We start from the raw sequence: 17,504 nt of genomic DNA on the forward strand, positions 1-17,504 counted from the left end.
GACGCTGGCCTCAATGTCACGGGCTACGCATCAGGCAGAGTGAGCGCGCAGCTGATTATTCCAGGGGTCCATGAAGTTCAGCGATTGCCCATCAAAAGTGGTAGCAATGCCCTTGTATTTCAGGCGGTCAGCCAGCGCCTCGAGCGTTCCCTCCCCCGGCAGGTGCAGATTAACCACTCCAAGGCCCAGCGTGTTTTGGCGAGGGCTGGCACCCAGAGAATTCCAGACATTCATGGCCATGTGGTGGTGGTAGCCGCCAGCAGAGACAAAGACCGCAGCATTACCCAAACCGGCAGTGCGCTCAAAGCCCAGGGCATCAACATAGAACTGTTGAGCAGTAGCCACATCCCCCACCTGCAGGTGCACATGGCCCACGGTGCCTGCGTAGTCTGCGGGGGTCTCTGCTGCTAAGGCGATTTGCTCATCGGTCAAGTGTTGGCGAATAAATTCAACGGGGTCAATATGGAGAGTGTCCATAGCAACCTCACCGTTAGACCACTGCCATTGATCGCGCGGGCGGTCAATGTAGAGTTCAACTCCGTTGCCCTCTGGATCTGCAAAATAGAAAGCCTGGGAAACCAAATGGTCGCCTGAACCTACATATCGGTTGCGGTAGGAGGTCAAGCCTCGAATGAGTGACCTAGCGAGATCCTGCGGGGTGTCAAAGAGAATTGCGACGTGGAAAAGACCGGCTTCGGTGCGGGCGGGGGCGCGCAGGGAAGGGTCATGCTCGAGGGTCACCAACACCTGATTGCCTAACCCTAGGTGGACGCCGGGCAGGTCAGACGTCAGTTCAACTAAACCCACGCCACGGGTGTAGTAGTCATAGACAGCTTTTAGGTCTTTGACGCGCAGGCGCACTGCACCCATGGTTGTATTAGCCGGCAGCAGATTGCTTGCTTGCGAGGTGGCAGTCATATAGACCTTTCAGAAATATTTACTTTACTTGTAAAGTATTTATCAGAAAGATGAAACCGTCAACCCCAGGCCCCAGCAATAAGGGAAGGTGTTCAATAGTCGCCCTAATGTTTTTATTTACGCCTCAATAACAGGCCTACCAGCCCAGCTCCGCAAACAGCTGATCCACGTCCTGCACCACTGTTAAGGCCTCAAAATAGCGGCTATCGACAAAGCCAGCGTCCGCCATCGATTCGAGCGCCTCAATCAGCGGGTTCCAGTAACCTCCCACATTCAGCAGATAGAGAGGTTTATTATGCTGGTTGAGGTAGTACCAGGTCCAGGCTTCAAAAAATTCTTCAAGGGTTCCGGGACCCCCGGGCAGAGCAACGAAAGCATCCCCTTCCTCTGCCATACGAGCCTTGCGCTCGTGCATGGTTTCCACGACCACTAGCTCGGTAAGGTTCTTATGCGCTTTTTCTAGAGGGATCATGAATTCGGGAATAACGCCTAGAACGTCGCCTCCCGCGGAGAGAGCAGCATCTGCCATCTGCCCCATCAGACCAACCTGCGCACCCCCGTAGACCAACCTGACGCCGCGCTGGGCAGACTCAAGACCCAGCCGGTTTGCCTCAGCTGAGAAGACGGGGCTATTCCCCATGGACGAGCCCATAAAGACGGTCAGGGATTTTTGCACATCAAAGCCCTCAAACTGCTCGACCAGGGCAGGAAAGACCGCCTCGGTGTTGAGCGGCGCCTGGTGTTCTAGGTTGCCTGCAACGGGATGAACCCAGCGGATCTGCTCAATTTCAGCCTGCGGGTGCACCTTACCCCAGCTGGTATCAACGATGGGCGCCAGATAGACATGAGCTTCGACCATCATTCCGGGTTCGTTAAGGGCAGGCTGGGTAAAGATGCCGATCTCCTGCAGGCCGGGAACCGAAATTCTCAATCCCAGCTCCTCATAGACTTCACGCACGGCTGTCTCTTCGAAGCTTTCCCCCGGTTCCGGTTTACCCCCGGGCAACATAAAACCGGTGGTGCCCCGTTTGCGCACGGTCAGCACCTCAAGATCATCATTAACAAAAACTACTGCTGAAACACGGATAACAGACATGCTCTCTAGAGTACCGGCCAGAAGAGCCAAGCCAGCTCACCGCACAAGTACCCTGCGGCGCAGCTAATTCAGCTCTTCTCAACACATAGACTTATCGCTTCGTAAAATTATGTGAGGGTTGGCACAAGATAGTATTCTGAGTAACAGTAACTGCCTAAAACTGATCAAGGGAGACCACCCTATGGCAAAGATTATCTACACCCACACCGACGAGGCCCCGCTGCTGGCGACCTACTCCTTTAAGCCCATCGTTGAGGCTTTCGCAGCAACTGCAGGTGTTGAGGTTGAGACCCGCGACATTTCACTGTCCGGCCGCATTCTGGCACAGTTCAGCGACATTCTGCCCGCAGACCAGCAGGTTGCAGACGCGCTGACCGAGCTGGGTGAGTTGGCTAAGACCCCCGAAGCTAACATCATCAAGCTGCCCAACATTTCGGCGTCCGTGCCCCAGCTCAAGGCAGCTATTGCTGAGCTTCAGGCTCAGGGCTACGGCATCCCCGACTACCCCGATGAGGCTGAGACCGAGGAACAGAAGGACGTTCGCGCACGCTACGACCGCGTCAAGGGTTCAGCTGTAAACCCCGTTCTGCGTGAGGGTAACTCAGACCGCCGCGCTCCCCTATCCGTCAAGAACTACGCGCGCAAGAACCCCCACTCCATGGGTGCGTGGAGCGCAGACTCCAAGACCAACGTTGCCACCATGGGGCAGAACGACTTCTTCAGCAACGAAAAGTCAGTGGTTATCTCTGGCGATGACACCCTGAAGATCCAGCACGTGGCAGAAGACGGCACCGTAACCGTTCTCAAGGAATCCCTACCCGTTCTGGACGGCGAAATCATCGACGGCACCTTCATGGACGTCGCCAAGCTGGACGCCTTCCTGGCTGAGCAGGTCGCCCGCGCCAAGGCTGAGGGTGTGCTCTTCTCAGTACACCTCAAGGCAACCATGATGAAGGTTTCTGACCCCATCCTCTTCGGCCGTGTAGTCCGCGCCTACTTCTCAGAGCTCTTCGACAAGTACGGCAAGCAGCTGGACGAGGCCGGCCTCAACGGCAACAACGGTCTGGCAGCTATCATCAGCGGTGTTGAAACCCTGCCCGCTGACATCCAGCAGGACGTCCGCGACCTCATTGAAAAGGGTCTGGCTGAGGGCCCCGAGCTGGCTTACGTCAACTCAGATAAGGGCATCACCAACCTGCACGTCCCCTCAGACGTCATTGTGGACGCTTCCATGCCCGCGATGATCCGCACCTCCGGTCAGATGTGGGGCAAGGAAGGCCAGCAGGCTGACACCCTGGCTGTTCTGCCTGACTCCTGCTACTCCGGCGTTTACCAGACCGTCATTGACGACTGCCGTAAGAATGGCGCCTTTGACCCCGTCACCATGGGCACCGTACCCAACGTTGGTTTGATGGCTCAGAAGGCTGAAGAGTACGGCTCACACGATAAGACCTTCCAGCTGGATGCAGCCGGCAAGGTGCAGATTGTTGGCTCCAACGGCGATGTGCTCATTGAGCATGACGTGAAGGCTGGCGACATTTGGCGCGCCTGCCAGACCAAGGACATCCCCGTTCAGGACTGGGTCAAGCTGGCTGTCACCCGTGCCCGCGATTCTCAGACTCCCGCCGTTTTCTGGCTGGACGAGAAGCGCGCCCACGACGCCAACCTGATTGCCAAGGTCAACAAGTACCTGGGCAACCACGACACCGAGGGCCTGGACATCCGCATCCTGGCGCCCGAGGCTGCTACTCAGTTCTCCATTGACCGCATCCGCAAGGGTGAGGACACCATCTCGGTGACCGGTAACGTTCTGCGTGACTACCTGACCGACCTCTTCCCCATCCTGGAACTGGGTACCTCAGCTAAGATGCTCTCCATCGTTCCGCTGATTAACGGTGGCGGTCTGTTTGAGACCGGCGCTGGCGGTTCTGCGCCCAAACACGTTCAGCAGCTGGTGGAGGAAAACCACCTGCGCTGGGATTCACTGGGTGAGTTCCTGGCTCTGGCGGCTTCTTTCGAGCACCTGGCAAAGACCACCGGTAATGCACGTGCACAGGTTCTGGCGAACACTCTGGACGCTGCGACCGGCACTTTCTTGAACGAGAACAAGTCACCTTCACGTAAGGTGGGCGAGATTGATAACCGCGGTTCACACTTCTACCTGACCAAGTTCTGGGCTGAGGAGCTGGCTGCTCAGACCGAGGACACCGACCTGGCTGCGGCTTTCGCACCGCTAGCTGAGGGTCTGGGCGAGAAGGAAGAGGCTATTGTGGCTGAGCTGCTGGAGGTTCAGGGTAAGCCCGTGGACCTGGGGGGCTACTACAAGCCCTCAGACGAGCTGGCAGATAAGGTAATGCGCCCGAGTGCTACCTTGAACGGTGAGCTGACTAAGCTCAAGTAAGTAGATTATAAAAAAGGCTGGTGACCTTCCCACTCAGGGAGGTCACCAGCCTTTTAATAGTGGCTCTAAAAGGTTGTATAGCCTTCACGGCTCATGGTTACACCGTGGCCGGTTTTAGTGTTGGTGCAGGTCATAGCCTCTTCCTCAGAGCGACACTGCATCGAACCGTACGTAGCAGTCGTACCATACTCAACAACATGCGGGGCGTTACCCTCGTGTTCCCCCATCATGAAGAACATGGCATCACCACGCGAATTCAGCGATACCTCATCCAGCTCATCATCTAACGCAAAGACCCAGGCAGGGCCGGTAATATCATCGGTCGGGTACTTCGCCTCATCATAATAGGACTTCACCCCGCACCGGGCGAAACCCTCCACCGCCCAGATGTCACACCCAATATTGCCGGTTGGGCTGACCAAAATACCGATTTTCCCATCGGCCGCCACCTCCGTACCCACCTGGAAAGTAGTAGCCACCTCAACTAGGTCAGGCTGGGCGTCGTATGAGCTAGTAGCCGAAGGCGACGGGCTCGGTGTAGGTGCCGAGGGACTTGCTGCAGAAGCTGACGAAGCAGGTGGGGTTACCGTTTCGTTATCTGCTGTTCCTGTGCCAGATGAGCCGCACCCGGCCAAGAGAACGGTGGCAGCCAGAAGTGTCAGTCCAGTATAAGACTTCATTGTCTTTCCTTTCTCGATAGTGATTCCAGGCTAACAGCACATAGCCTCCACACACCTCACTAAAACTATCCATTAGTCCCCAAAAAAATAGAGGGGTGGTGGGCCAGAAAGCCTGGCCCACCACCCCTTGTATTGATCTATCTTTTCTTAAGAAAGAGAGGTCGCTAGTTCGCAACCATCCAGCGGTTCATCCGCAAGATGAGCCAGTGCGAAACTATGATCGAAACGCCTGCCCAAAAGTTTATAGGTGGAATTCCACAGCAGCTCCGTTGTAGCCGCCTCCCCATCAGTCTCGCTATCAGGGTTCACGCCCTCCTCAGGAGCGCACAGGTAAGCCACGCGCTGCGGATCGTGGTGCCAGAAGTAAGATGCACCGTCCGCTGTTTGTAGCCGTAACCGGGTGCCGCGGTGGGCAGTGACAGTGGCTTTCTCCCACACCATGTTTGAAGCGTTCATACCAACAGCAGGCACAATTCCGTGACCGGCAGTGTGAAGAATACAGCGGGCACCAACACGTTCTTTGGTGGTTTCTGCATCGGCATTGGAAGAAGAAAAAGAAAGCTGACCCATGAGGGCCTCCTAAAATAATCGCTGCTTTCACCGGATCTTTTGAGCCGGGTGACCGATTTTCCTTTGAAGGCACCGTCTGCGAAAGGCGGTTGCCAGCCAACAAGTCAAAGGGCTTAGCGTTGGGCTTCTGAATCGTGATTACTACCTTAACAGAGCTTTACAAAACAGCGCAAGCATCCTGCAGAAAAATGATGGATGCCTAGCTCAGCGCGCCGCCAGATTCCTCCAGGTAGCAGGTAGCACACAGGGACTCGTAGCCCACGTGCACGCCGTCGATGGCCACCTGGTCGCCGTCGAAGATGAACTTGCCGTCCAGCGTCCGCCCGTTAAAGAGTGCTTTACGTCCGCACCGGCAAATGGTCTTCAATTCTTCAAGGGTGTGGGCGATTTCAAGCAGGCGGGCAGAACCGGGGAAGGCGTGAGTACGAAAATCGGTGCGGATACCGTAGGCAAGCACTGGGATATCCTCCAGCACGGCAATGCGCATCAGGTCATCGATCTGTTCTGAGGTCAGGAACTGTGCCTCGTCCACCAGCAGGCAGGAGACGGGCAGGTGCCAGTGCATCCGGTCAGGGTCTTCAGCTACTTCAGCAGCGGCATGAAAGAGATCCTTCGCTGAGTCTTCGGGCCCAATGAGGAAATCAGCACGGCGGGTCACGCCCAGGCGAGAAACAATGAGGGCATCACCCTTGGTATCCACACGGGGCTTAGCTAGCAGGACGCGCTGGCCCCGCTCCTCGTAGTTGTAGGCAGCCTGCAGCAGGGCCGTAGACTTGCCAGAGTTCATCGCCCCAAAACGGAAATACAGCTTAGCCACGTGCGCTACCCCTTCACCAGAAAAATCAAACGGCACCAGTCTACCCGCAAACAAAAACACCAGCATGGCTGCTCCCCCTCGCGAGCGAAAGGTGAGCCATGCTGGCGTAGCGGTGGCGGAGTAGACGTGCTTGCAGCCGGCTGGCTCGGGGCTGGCATGAATCGAGGCGAGCGCCCCGCGCGAGTCTCGAGAGGATCAGCCGGCGAGAGCACGTCCGCCCCGCCACCGTTCAGTTTGAAGTTAGCCCTTGACGGGTTCAACCTCGATGCCAGAGACATCCACCTGCTTGAGGGGGATGGTCTTTGAGCCGCTGATCATCTTGTGGACCAGGTAGACGCCGATGATGATGGGCACACCAATGTAGGCTGAGATAACCTCGAACCAGTGGCCTTCAAAGATGGCGTTGTAGTTCTGGCCGCCAATTACCAAGAGGCACATGAGCAGCGCAACGATGGGCCCAATGGGGAAGAGCGGTGCCTTGTACGGCAGGTCATTCACATCGAAGCCCTGGGCGACGAAGGCGCGTCGGAAGCGGTAGTGGCAGATAGCGATGCCCACCCAGGTGATGAACCCGGAGAGGCCGGAGATGTTAATCAGCCAGGTGTAAGCGGCACCCTGGCCTACGAGTGCGGTGACGAAGCCGAAGAGACCGATAGCTGCGGTCATCAGCAGGGCGGGCATGGGGATGCCGCGCTTGTTGACGCGCATGAAGATTTTGGGTGCTTTACCTTCAACTGCCAGGGAGTAGAGCATACGCGATGAGACGTAGAGGCCTGAGTTACCGGCAGAGAGGATAGCGGTCAGAATGACCGCGTTCATGACGGAAGCTGCGAGCGCGATACCCAGGTTATCGAAGACCATGGTGAAGGGCGAGTAGGCGATATCGGTTTCATCAGCGCGCAGGAGGTTGGGGCTGGTGTAAGGAATCAGGGTACCGATCACCGCGATAGCACCAATGTAGAAGAGCATGATGCGCCAGAAGACGCTCTTGAGGGCACGGGGGACGTCGCGGCGGGGGTTTTCTGATTCGCCAGCGGCTACACCGATCATTTCGGTGCCTTGGAAGGAGAAGCCAGCGACCATGAAGATGGCCAGGATGGAGATGAAACCGCCCTTGAAGGGTGCTTCGCCGTCGGTCCAGTTACCAAAGCCCGCCTCGTTATTGCCCAGGATTCCAAAAATCATGAGGATACCTGCAATGAGGAAGACGATGACGGTGAGCACCTTGATGGCGGCCAACCAGTATTCTGATTCGCCGTAAGCACGCGCTGAAAGAATGTTGATGCCCAAGATGATGAAGAGGAAGAGGCCCGCCCAGATCCAGCCGGGGACGCCGGGGAGCCAGTAGGACATAATGACGCCGGCAGCGACCAGTTCTGCGGCAACGGTAATGGCCCAGTTGAACCAGTAATTCCACCCCATAGCGAAGCCAAAGGACTCTGAGACGTAGCGTGAAGCGAAGGTCTGGAAGGAGCCAGCTACGGGCAGGTTGGCTGCCATCTCGCCCAGGGACTGCATGAGGAGCAGCACCATGATGCCGATGAGCGAGTAGGCGAGCAGAGCACCGCCGGGGCCAGCGGTTGCGATGGTGGAACCTGAAGCGACAAAGAGGCCGGTGCCAATAGCGCCGCCAATAGCGATCATGGAGAGGTGACGGCTGCGCAGGCCGCGCTTCAGCTCTTCTTTATTCTCACCTACCGGGGTGGGAACTGCATCAGTAGACATAAGGTGCGTACTGCTTTCGGTGGTTAGGAGGCTGGAGGATTACATCCCAGACCCAAGAACTTACCCCAACAGTTTTGCTAATGGGGCATAAGACAAACTTTAGATTACCATCGCAGCGTCCATTTGAGCCCTAAACACTGCGTGATATCCAGCCTAGAGCGCAGTAAAGAGCCGCCTTGCACTCCAGTGACCGTGGGGGCTGGAGCGCAGGGCGGCGCGGTTGAGACGAAGAGCGGGCTAGAAATGTACCCGGGTTGACCTAGGCGTTCTCGTTGATAAAAGTAACCTTGGTGGCGTGCTCTACAGTGCGGCTGACGGTGCAATCTTTCTCGGCCGAGAGTTTAATCAGACGATCCACCATCTTCTGCGCCTTCTCACCCTCAGCACCGGCGGGGAAGGCTACCTTGAAGCTCACCTGAACATCATCAAGCCGAACAGCGCCGTCCTCATTTTGCTTGATGGCAGAGGACAGCACCTCAAAAGTCTCGGGCTCCACCTTTCGGGAAGTCACCACATCGACGTCCACAGCGGAGCAACCAGCGATCGCGGCAAGCAGTAGCTCGACAGGGGTCAGCATCCCCTCCCCCTGACCAAAATCCAAGGTAGCCCCGTTAGCGCCGGTGGCTCGGTAGTGCTTTTTACCGATGCGCTCAACGGGCACAGCGCGGTAGTTAGGGTCTTCAGTGCGGGCATTTTCTGCCATGGGTTTCTCCTTATACGAGTGGAGTAAGAGCTTTCTTTAGTAAAACGGGCGGCGCTAGCTACTTATTCCGCCCCCCTGTCACGGCTACAGGGGTTAGGGAGCTTTGAGTAGCTTCATGGTGATACGCGAGTCGATGCGGGAGATGTACTCATGCTGAGAGGCAAGCGCACTGTACCAGCGCTCATAGGCTTCTGAGTCTTTCACGCGTACCTTGATGTAGTAGTCGGGCAGACCGAACATGCGGCGGAATTCGATGACAGCTGGATCGGCAAGGACGGTGCTCTCGAAGGCCTCTACGCTGGGCAGGTCGTTGCGTGAAAGATCTACGAAGACCAGCACCTCAAAGCCTTCATCGAGAAGAGCATGGTTGATGCGGGCAGTATAGCCAGCAATAATTCCAGCTTCTTCTAGGCGACGCACCCGGCGCAGACAGGGGGCAGCTGTTAGCCCTACCCGAGCAGCAAGTTCTTGGTTGGTGAGCCGACCATTAGCGGTAAGCTCTTCAATAATTGCTGAATCGAGGGCATCCATGTGTTTTATCATGCTATAGGAGCTACTTTTTAGCAATAAAAAGCAAGCACTTTGCGGGGATTTTTATCTAGACTTGTTTGCTATGCACCAGGAAAGAACCACCACTGCCGCGCTGCCTCTTGTGACAACCAGCGAGGTCACCAGCCCCGCTACAGCGACCGGGGCGCTGCCTGTAATTTCTGGCGAGCATGTGCATACTTTGCCCGGTGAGAGCAGCTTCCGCGAGGGTCTACGGGTTGCCGGGTTCATGTGCCTTGGCTTTGTGGTGATGGGTATGGGTCTGGGTGTGCTGGTGTCATCCTACGGGTTAGCCTGGTGGGTTGCCCCCGTGCTGTCTGCCGTGGTTTTCGCCGGATCTGTTGAGTTCTTGTTGGTAGGTATGATCGCGGCCGCCGCTCCCCTATCGCTCATTGCATCCACCACCCTGATTATGAACGCCCGGCACCTGGTCTACGGCATCAGCTACCCGCTACAGAATGTGCGAGGCGGCTTCGCCAAGGCGCTAGCTGTTTACATGCTCTGCGATGAGGCTTACGCAGTGAACACAGGGCCGGGCTCTAAGAATTACCGCCAGGGGAGGATTCTGACCGTTTCGCTACTTCTCTGGGCTAGCTGGTGGGGTGGCTCCACCCTGGGCTACTTTGTGGGCGCAGCTTTCTTGAGCAACCTTGCAGGCGTTGACTTCGTTATGACGGGCATGTTCATCATTCTTTCCATCGATGCCTACCGAGCCGTCAAGGATCACATCACGGCAACTTTAGCTGCCGCGGCATCTATCTCCGCCATTGTGTTCTTTCCCCAGTCCATGCTCTTGGTTGCCCTGCTGACTCTAGTGGTCATGCTGATATTGCGCCATGTGCTCGGTAGCCCTCAGGACGCCGGCAGAAACGAGACTCAGGAGGGCCAGCATGCCTAATACCGGCTACATTCTGACGGCGATTCTTCTGGCTGCCGGCATTACCTTTGCCCTACGCCTGATCCCCTTCGGCATCAAGAGCGCGCTGAAAGGCAATGCTTTGGTGGAGAACCTCTCGCACTGGGTGCCCATGGGTGCAATTATTTGCCTGGGTTTCTACGTGATTGCGAGCATCGACTATTCCTCGGTTCAAACAGCTACCCCCTACCTAGCCGGGGTCGTAGTCACCGCCGGTCTACACCTGTGGCGCAAAAACCTGGCGCTGAGCCTGGTGGCTGGCACCGCGGTTTGCGTCGTGCTTTCCAGCTGGGTTTTCTAAGAACCTGCTTAAAGGCATCTGGCCCCGCTTGTTGTAACGGGGCCAGATATTTTTGTTGGGCTTTAGAGAACCGCGAGCGCTGCTTCGTAGTCAGGTTCGGTGGTAATTTCATCGACCAGCTGAGTGTAGATAACTTCACCGGCAGGGTTGAGGACGACCACTGAGCGTGCCAGTAGACCTGCTAGGGGGCCGTCGGTCATGGTGACGCCGAAGTCTTCGCCGAAGCTGTCGCGGAAGGCGGAAGCTGAGACGACGTTTTCGATGCCTTCAGCACCGCAGAAACGGTCGAGTGCGAAGGGGAGGTCTTTGGACACGCAGAGCACGGCGGTGTTCTCGAGCTTGGCAGCTTCTTCATTGAACTTGCGCACTGATGCGGCGCACACACCGGTGTCAATCGAAGGGAAGATGTTGAGAACAAGGTTCTTGCCCTCAAAGTCTGCGCTGGTGGTGTTTTCGAGGTCGGTGGTGACCAGGGTGAAGTTGGGGGCCTGTGAGCCGACGGCGGGCAGTTCGCCTACGGTCTGGACGTCTGTGCCTTGAAATTTAGTTGTAGCCATAGGTTTATTGTGTCGCCGATTACCTGCTTCTGGCAAGGTGTTTGGCTCTGCGCTTACTCTCACTGCTACCTGACCCTAGCCTCTTGTAGGCGCTCATTGCTGGAGAATAAAATACGACTGACGCCAGAGGAAAGGGCAGAGTCATGATGTCAGAAAAGCAGAGCTACCACGGCGAGCGCAAGGTGGTGAACGGCAAGTTGGTGGTGGTCGATTTTGAGACTGATGGGCAGGTTCTCACCAGCGCTAAGGTTTCAGGTGATTTCTTTATTGAGCCGGAGGAGGCTTTCTTTGAACTTGCACCTGCTTTGGTCGGAGCGTCGGTGCATGAGGACGCCGATGCCCTGGTCACCCGCATTAACTCGGCTCTTGTGCAGTTTGGCGATGATTTATCTTTGCACGGCTTTGCTGTAGAGGACATTGCTTTTATTGTGCGCCGTGCTCTGGCTGGTGCCAAGGAGTTTACTGACTACGACTGGACCATTTTGCGCCCCGGCGTCCTACCCACTGCGATGAATGTTGCCCTGGATGAGTATCTGCTTGAGGAGGTACTGTCTGGCAGACGCGGGCCTATTGTGCGGTTCTGGGATTGGGAGGACCGCGCCACGGTGATTGGCTCCTTCCAGTCCTACACCAATGAGCTGTGGCCTGAAGGTGTGGCTGAGCACGATGTGCAGGTGGTGCGCCGTATTTCTGGTGGCGGTGCCATGTTTATGGAGGGCGGTAACTGCGTCACCTATTCCATCTACGCTCCCACGGAACTGGTAGCAGGGCTGTCCTATGAGAAGTCCTATGAGTTCTTGGATCAGTGGGTGCTGGCGGCGCTTGCTGAACTGGGTGTTAAAGCCTGGTACAAGCCCATTAACGACATCACCTCAGAAGCAGGCAAGATTGGCGGGGCGGCACAGAAACGCAACACCCGAGGCCTGCTGCACCATGTCACCATGAGCTACGACATCGACGCCGATAAGATGCTGGAAGTCCTGCGCATCGGGCAGGCAAAGATTGTGGATAAGGGCATCCGTTCTGCCAAGAAGCGGGTTGATCCCTTGCGCCGACAGACCGGTGCCAGCCGTGAAGAAATCGTGCAGACCATGATCTCGACCTTTACCGGTAGATACGGTGCCAGTTTGGGTGAGCTTACCGATGCCGATATAGCTGCTGCTCAGAAACTGGTCGATGAAAAGTTCGCCACCGAAGAATGGACTCATCGCGTGCCCTAGACCTTCAGCGTCAATATCTACGGACGCCGCCGCTCCCCTTCCTATGCTCAAATTGGAAGGGCTGCGGCGGCGTCCTTCAATCTGCTGAGAACTTCACCTGCAGTACGTTAGGTGAGGCGAATGAGTGCAACACCGGCCAGCATGACCGCGATACCAGCAACCTGCAGGGCGGTCACAGGGCGGCGGGGAGCCTCGAAGATTCCGAACTTATCAACGATGAGTGAGGCAGTCACCATGCCGGTCAATGCGGCCATAATGGTGGAGCCTGCACCGAGAATGGGCACAAAAAGGGCGTTAAAGGTGACGAAGATGGCGCCTAGCGGGCCGCCTGCCCACATCCAGAGCGGGTTGGCAGTTTTACCGCCTGGCACCCTCACCCTAAATTTGAGGCGGAGCGCTAAGGCAATGAGCAGTAATACCAAGGTGCCTACGGTAAAAGACACGAGGGCAGCCTTCAGCCCGGAACCGATGAGGGTGCCCAGACGCGCGTTGATGGGTGACTGCATGGCCATGAGGAAACCCGAGAAAATAGCCAACGCCTGCCACCCCAGCTGACTGCCAGGTGAGGTAGCTCCCTGTTGCTGCGTACCACTAGCCGGTGCCGTGGCGCGGCGTCCTAGCAAAACAGCAGCGAACACACCAGTCAGAACCAGAGCAGCTCCAATAAATCTGAAGGGGGTCAGGGAGGTCTGAGGTGCGTGAAAGAGCCCGAACTGGTCAATGATAAGGCCCATGAGGATTTGCCCGGTGATGGGCAGGATGACGGACTGCACCCCGCCCAGTTTGGGAAAGATAAAGATATTGGTGGTAAGACCGATGACGCCCAGCAGGCCACCAATCCAAATCCAAAAGGGTTGCCCACTCACGTCCGCCGGGGAAAACCAGAAGTAGCCCTCAACAACCGTAGAGAGAAAGAGCAGGAAGAGCGTACCACCGATGAAGGACGCCAAAGATGAGAGGAAAGGGGAACCTACAGACTCCCGCAACCTGGAATTAAAGGTGGTTTGAATGGGAAGCAAAGCCCCACCCAGAATCATGAGGGGCAAAGCGAACATGCGGTAGTCAACTTTCTAGGTCTAGAGGACGTTTAGCATTTTACTCTTGTTCGCTAAACTTGAGCCTAATCAAACTCGCACCACCCTAGAAGGGCAGAATTGTCGCATCCCGCAGATACGCACCAGGTTATTCGTATTACCGGTGCCCGCAATAACAATCTTAAGAACGTCACGGTTGAAATCCCTAAGCGCCGTTTGACGGTCTTCACCGGTATCTCGGGGTCGGGTAAAAGCTCCCTCGCGTTTGGTGTGGTGGCAACTGAGTCACAGCGCCTGATCAATGAAACGTACTCAGCCTTTGTGCAGGGTTTCATGCCCCACCAGGACCGCCCCGACGTTGACTCAATTGAAGGGCTGACCAGCGCCATCATTGTGGACCAGGAACGCCTGGGCGCCAATCCGCGCTCCACCGTGGGTACAGCCACCGACGCTCTACCCATGCTGCGCATGCTCTTTGCCCGCGTCGGCTCCCCCAACCTTGGTTCCCCTACCGCTTTTAGTTTCAACCAGGCATCAGTACAGGCAACCGGTGCCCGCAAGGTAGGCAACGGCAAGGTGGAGCATGTTACCTTCTCTCGCGCCGGCGGCATGTGCCCCCGCTGTGAAGGCCTGGGTAGAACCAGCGACATCAACATGGCGGAGCTTTTTGATGAAAACCTCACCCTAGAAGACGACCTTTTCACCATTCCCGGCTACAACGCCGGAGGCTGGAACGTGCGTCTCTACAAGGAAAGCGGGCTTTTCCCCGCCGACGTACCCATCAAAGATTTCACCGAGCAGCAGCGGGAGGACTTCCTCTATAAAGAGGCAACCCGCATGAAAATTGCCGGCATCAACATGACATATGAGGGCCTCATCCCCCGCCTGCAAAAGTCGGTGCTCAGCAAGGACGCCGAGGGGCTACAGCCGCACGTGCGTGCCTTCGTCGAGCGCGCGGTGACCTTTGTGGATTGCCCCGATTGTGGAGGCTCCCGCCTCTCTCAGGCAGCTCTTGAATCTAAGGTAGCTGGCAAGAACATCGCCGAGTTGAGCGATATGCAGGTCTCAGATCTGCTGACCTGGGTAAAGGAGCTGAATGAGCCCTCTGTGGCTCCCCTGGTTGCTAGTCTTGAACACCTGCTGCAGTCTATGGTCACCATCGGCCTGGGCTATATCGCGCTCTCCCGTTCGGCGTCCTCCCTTTCAGGCGGCGAGGCGCAGCGTGCCAAGATGGTACGCCACCTGGGCTCCCCGCTCACCGACGTCACCTACGTTTTTGATGAACCCACCGCAGGGCTGCACCCCCACGATGTGGCAAAAATGAACCAACTGCTCCTTGCCCTGCGCGACCGCGGCAACACCGTGCTGGTGGTTGAACATAAACCAGAAACCATTGCGGTAGCAGACCACATTATTGATATGGGCCCGCTAGCCGGTTCAGGCGGTGGCACCGTGGTCTTTGAAGGTAGCTACGACAATCTGCGCGCAGCTGACACCGTGACCTCCCGCCACCTCTTTGACCGTCAGGGCCTCAAAGGTAGCGTCCGCACGCCGACCGGCGTCCTCACCGTCAAGGACGCCCAGCGCAACAACCTGCGTTCGGTCAGCGTTGACCTGCCGACCGGCGTACTGACCACCTTGACCGGAGTAGCTGGCTCGGGTAAGTCCTCCCTGATTGCTGAGTTCTTCAGCCAGCACGAGGGCAGTGAAGAGCGCATTATCTTTATCGACCAGTCAGCCATCAAGGGCTCGCTCCGCTCTAATCCCGCCACCTACACCGGGCTGCTAGAGCCCATCCGCAAGGCCTTCGCCAAGGCCAACAGAGTAAAGCCCGCTCTCTTCTCTGCAAATTCTGAGGGCGCCTGCCCCGAATGTAAGGGCACCGGTGTCATCGAAACCCAGCTGGGCTTCATGGAAAAATCAACCGCCACCTGTGAAGCCTGCGAAGGCAAGCGCTTTAGCCCTGCCGTGCTGGAATACACATTTGGCGGCAAGAACATCAGCCAGGTGCTCACTCTGCCGGTCGCTGAAGCACTCACCTTCTTCACCAGCTCGGAGGGCAAGATTCCCGCCGTCGCCAAGATTCTCAAGCGCCTATCAGACGTTGGCCTGGGCTACCTTACCCTGGGCCAGCCACTCTCTACTCTGTCAGGTGGTGAACGCCAGCGCATCAAACTGGCAACCCATATGGCTGAACCGGGCGGAATCTACATCTTTGATGAGCCAACAACCGGCCTGCACCTGGCTGATATCGAGCAGTTCTTGGGTCTGCTAGATCAGCTGGTGGACGGTGGAACCACCGTCATTTGCGTGGAGCATCACCAGGCTGTGGTAGCTCACTCCGATCATGTGATCGATGTAGGCCCCGGAGCAGGTCACGACGGCGGCACCATCGTTTTTGAAGGCACCCCGGCACAGCTTGCCCTAGCCACAACCCTGACTGCTCAGCATTTAGCCGCTTATCTCCCACCCACAGAAAACGAGCGCCAAAACCTGCCCGCCTTTTAAAGCCCACCAACGTTCATATATTCACAAGAAAAAGAGAGTTTATATTAACACACAAAATGAAGTTTTTAGCGCATCACTAAGATGTGCCAAAATTCATTAACCATCAAGAACGTAAACAGCACATAGCTCAAGCGGTATGGGCTGTTCTGGCGCGCGAGGGCGTTCGTGGCGTTTCTGTCCGGACTGTGGCAGCAGAAGCCGGTATCTCAACAGGCTCCCTGCGCCATGTTTTTCCCACCCTGAACGACATGATGCTCTACTCCCTTGATTACAGCGGTCAAAAATTTTTGGCATCGCTCACCAGCCGGAAGGTCACCGGCCCCCTCATCGATCACCTTGAGGATTTGCTGTTCGACTTTTTACCCACGAGCAACGAAAGCCGCATGTACTCTGAGGTGGTAGTTGGCATGCTGGCAGAAGCATCTAACATCCCGGGTGCTGCGCGCATGCTTCAGCAGCAGGAAACCGAGCTGTCCTACACTTACAGTTTTATTCTGAGCCAGCTGAAAGCTCACGGGCGCATCAGATCAGATATCGACGTTCAGTATGAAACTGATACCCTTGTCTCGCTTTTGTTCGGGGTACATGTCTCCTACATGCTCTCTGACCAAACAGCCTCTGACCAGGAGCTGCAGGCGCCACTTAAGATGCACCTCGCGTCCTTAAAGAACACTGACTAGAACCCAAGGAACCTCTCGTGCCTAAACTTATCGATCACACAGAACGTAAAGAGTTTCTCTCGGCAGCAGTGTGGAAGCTCCTTGATGAGCATGGAGTCAGTGCCATTTCAATCAGAAACGTAGCTGCTGAAGCGGGTATTTCGGCGGGTTCTTTGCGGCACTCTTTTAAAAGTCGGCTGGATTTACTCGAGTACGCGCTACAACTTTTGACGGATCGTATTCAAGAGAACGTGAGAGCCCGGGCTAGAGACGGTCTCACTGTTGATGGTGCCGTGAGGATTCTAGAGTTTCAGATTCCTCTTATTCCTGCCACTGAAACCTACGCACGGGTGATGATGGGTATGATCACCGAGATGAGATCCACCCCTGAGCTACGGAAAATTGCCCACCGCAGTCTTCAGCAGCTTCGCATCACCTATCATGACATGTTCGCCTGGCTAGAACGCGCTGGGGAGCTCACACCGGGCACGGACGCTGCAGCGCAGGCTGATCAATTGCTGATTTTAGGCCAAGGTATCACCGCTAAAACAATTTTAGATGGGCGACGCTCTGAGCCGGTAGATTTGAGCCGGGCCTTTAGAACCCACCTTAATAAGGTTCTGGTTCATCCGGTGCCCTATCTAACCGAGGAAGAAATCACTGAGCTGACTAAAGAACTCGCCAGGTATCGCAGCACTTCTTCCTCGTCGGCCCATTGACGCGGAACGTAGCCGCAGATATAAAAACGCTGTCTTGGGCCTGATTGGGTCTGGGAGCGGAGTTTATTGTTCTGCCGGCATGTTCGCTTCTACTATGGCAGAAATACACAAATGAAAAACCGCCCCTACCA

Annotated in this window: 17 protein-coding genes and 1 riboswitch; of the genes, 7 read left to right on the forward strand and 10 right to left on the reverse strand. The window is 56.3% G+C overall.

All coding sequences use genetic code 11. The features are described 5' to 3' along the window. Positions 1–30: 30 nt before the first annotated feature. Positions 31–918 carry a VOC family protein gene (locus tag L6990_RS00650; protein ID WP_237202149.1) on the reverse strand — a complete coding sequence of 296 codons (888 nt, stop codon included), beginning with the start codon at positions 916–918 and terminating at the stop codon, positions 31–33. A gap of 136 nt (positions 919–1,054) precedes the next feature. Continuing rightward, positions 1,055–2,014, reverse strand: coding sequence for a TIGR00730 family Rossman fold protein (locus L6990_RS00655; RefSeq protein ID WP_237202150.1), 960 nt, complete (start codon positions 2,012–2,014; stop codon positions 1,055–1,057). 181 nt (positions 2,015–2,195) lie between these two features. On the opposite strand from L6990_RS00655, the gene L6990_RS00660 reads away from it, so the two are divergent. Continuing rightward, on the forward strand, positions 2,196–4,415 hold the full coding sequence (locus L6990_RS00660) for an NADP-dependent isocitrate dehydrogenase (RefSeq protein ID WP_237202151.1): 2,220 nt from the start codon (positions 2,196–2,198) through the stop codon (positions 4,413–4,415). Positions 4,416–4,480: 65 nt separating this feature from the next. Here L6990_RS00660 and L6990_RS00665 read toward each other — a convergent pair whose 3' ends face one another. The 6 genes from L6990_RS00665 to L6990_RS00690 form a co-directional block, all read right to left on the reverse strand. Then, positions 4,481–5,095 carry a hypothetical protein gene (locus L6990_RS00665; RefSeq protein ID WP_237202152.1) on the reverse strand — a complete coding sequence of 205 codons (615 nt, stop codon included), beginning with the start codon at positions 5,093–5,095 and terminating at the stop codon, positions 4,481–4,483. A gap of 147 nt (positions 5,096–5,242) precedes the next feature. Next, on the reverse strand, positions 5,243–5,665 hold the full coding sequence (locus L6990_RS00670; RefSeq protein WP_237202153.1) for a hypothetical protein: 423 nt from the start codon (positions 5,663–5,665) through the stop codon (positions 5,243–5,245). A gap of 16 nt (positions 5,666–5,681) precedes the next feature. Continuing rightward, positions 5,682–5,799: riboswitch (SAM riboswitch) on the reverse strand. A 65-nt stretch (positions 5,800–5,864) separates the two neighbouring features. Then, positions 5,865–6,482, reverse strand: a complete 618-nt coding sequence (locus L6990_RS00675) for a thymidine kinase (protein ID WP_237202154.1) — start codon at positions 6,480–6,482, stop codon at positions 5,865–5,867. A 240-nt stretch (positions 6,483–6,722) separates the two neighbouring features. Continuing rightward, the gene (locus L6990_RS00680) at positions 6,723–8,207 is read right to left on the reverse strand and encodes an amino acid permease (protein ID WP_237202155.1); all 1,485 of its coding nucleotides are present in this window, start codon (positions 8,205–8,207) and stop codon (positions 6,723–6,725) included. A 259-nt stretch (positions 8,208–8,466) separates the two neighbouring features. After that, complete coding sequence (locus L6990_RS00685) at positions 8,467–8,910, reverse strand: OsmC family protein (protein WP_237202156.1); 444 nt, start codon at positions 8,908–8,910, stop codon at positions 8,467–8,469. Positions 8,911–9,003: 93 nt separating this feature from the next. Then, the gene (locus L6990_RS00690; RefSeq protein WP_237202157.1) at positions 9,004–9,453 is read right to left on the reverse strand and encodes an Lrp/AsnC family transcriptional regulator; all 450 of its coding nucleotides are present in this window, start codon (positions 9,451–9,453) and stop codon (positions 9,004–9,006) included. A 70-nt stretch (positions 9,454–9,523) separates the two neighbouring features. On the opposite strand from L6990_RS00690, the gene L6990_RS00695 reads away from it, so the two are divergent. Together L6990_RS00695 and L6990_RS00700 are read left to right on the forward strand one after the other, a co-directional pair. Continuing rightward, positions 9,524–10,357 (forward strand): AzlC family ABC transporter permease, encoded by an 834-nt coding sequence (locus tag L6990_RS00695; RefSeq protein ID WP_237202158.1) that lies wholly within the window; start codon positions 9,524–9,526, stop codon positions 10,355–10,357. Further along, on the forward strand, positions 10,350–10,676 hold the full coding sequence (locus tag L6990_RS00700; protein ID WP_237202159.1) for a branched-chain amino acid transporter permease: 327 nt from the start codon (positions 10,350–10,352) through the stop codon (positions 10,674–10,676). Before L6990_RS00695 ends, L6990_RS00700 begins: the two co-directional genes overlap by 8 nt. A 62-nt stretch (positions 10,677–10,738) precedes the next feature. Here L6990_RS00700 and tpx read toward each other — a convergent pair whose 3' ends face one another. Beyond that, complete coding sequence (gene tpx / locus L6990_RS00705) at positions 10,739–11,233, reverse strand: thiol peroxidase (RefSeq protein ID WP_237202160.1); 495 nt, start codon at positions 11,231–11,233, stop codon at positions 10,739–10,741. Between the two features lie 143 nt (positions 11,234–11,376). On the opposite strand from tpx, the gene L6990_RS00710 reads away from it, so the two are divergent. After that, positions 11,377–12,453: a lipoate--protein ligase family protein gene (locus tag L6990_RS00710; protein WP_237202161.1), complete on the forward strand. Its 1,077-nt coding sequence runs from the start codon at positions 11,377–11,379 to the stop codon at positions 12,451–12,453. Between the two features lie 107 nt (positions 12,454–12,560). Here the strand turns inward: L6990_RS00710 and L6990_RS00715 are convergent, their stop codons facing one another. Then, a complete protein-coding gene (locus L6990_RS00715) occupies positions 12,561–13,508 on the reverse strand; it encodes a DMT family transporter (protein WP_237202162.1) in 948 nt (315 codons plus the stop codon). 99 nt (positions 13,509–13,607) lie between these two features. Here L6990_RS00715 and L6990_RS00720 point away from each other — a divergent pair, with 99 nt between their 5' ends. The 3 genes from L6990_RS00720 to L6990_RS00730 all read left to right on the forward strand — a co-directional run bounded on the left by L6990_RS00720 (position 13,608) and on the right by L6990_RS00730 (position 17,373). Beyond that, positions 13,608–15,995 carry an ATP-binding cassette domain-containing protein gene (locus L6990_RS00720; RefSeq protein WP_237202163.1) on the forward strand — a complete coding sequence of 796 codons (2,388 nt, stop codon included), beginning with the start codon at positions 13,608–13,610 and terminating at the stop codon, positions 15,993–15,995. A gap of 83 nt (positions 15,996–16,078) precedes the next feature. Next, positions 16,079–16,675 (forward strand): TetR/AcrR family transcriptional regulator, encoded by a 597-nt coding sequence (locus tag L6990_RS00725; protein ID WP_237202164.1) that lies wholly within the window; start codon positions 16,079–16,081, stop codon positions 16,673–16,675. A gap of 17 nt (positions 16,676–16,692) precedes the next feature. Then, positions 16,693–17,373: a TetR/AcrR family transcriptional regulator gene (locus L6990_RS00730; protein WP_237202165.1), complete on the forward strand. Its 681-nt coding sequence runs from the start codon at positions 16,693–16,695 to the stop codon at positions 17,371–17,373. The last annotated feature ends 131 nt before the right edge of the window (positions 17,374–17,504 follow it).

The organism is Rothia endophytica, assembly GCF_928381505.1.
Classification (GTDB): Bacteria; Actinomycetota; Actinomycetes; order Actinomycetales; family Micrococcaceae; genus Rothia; species Rothia endophytica_A.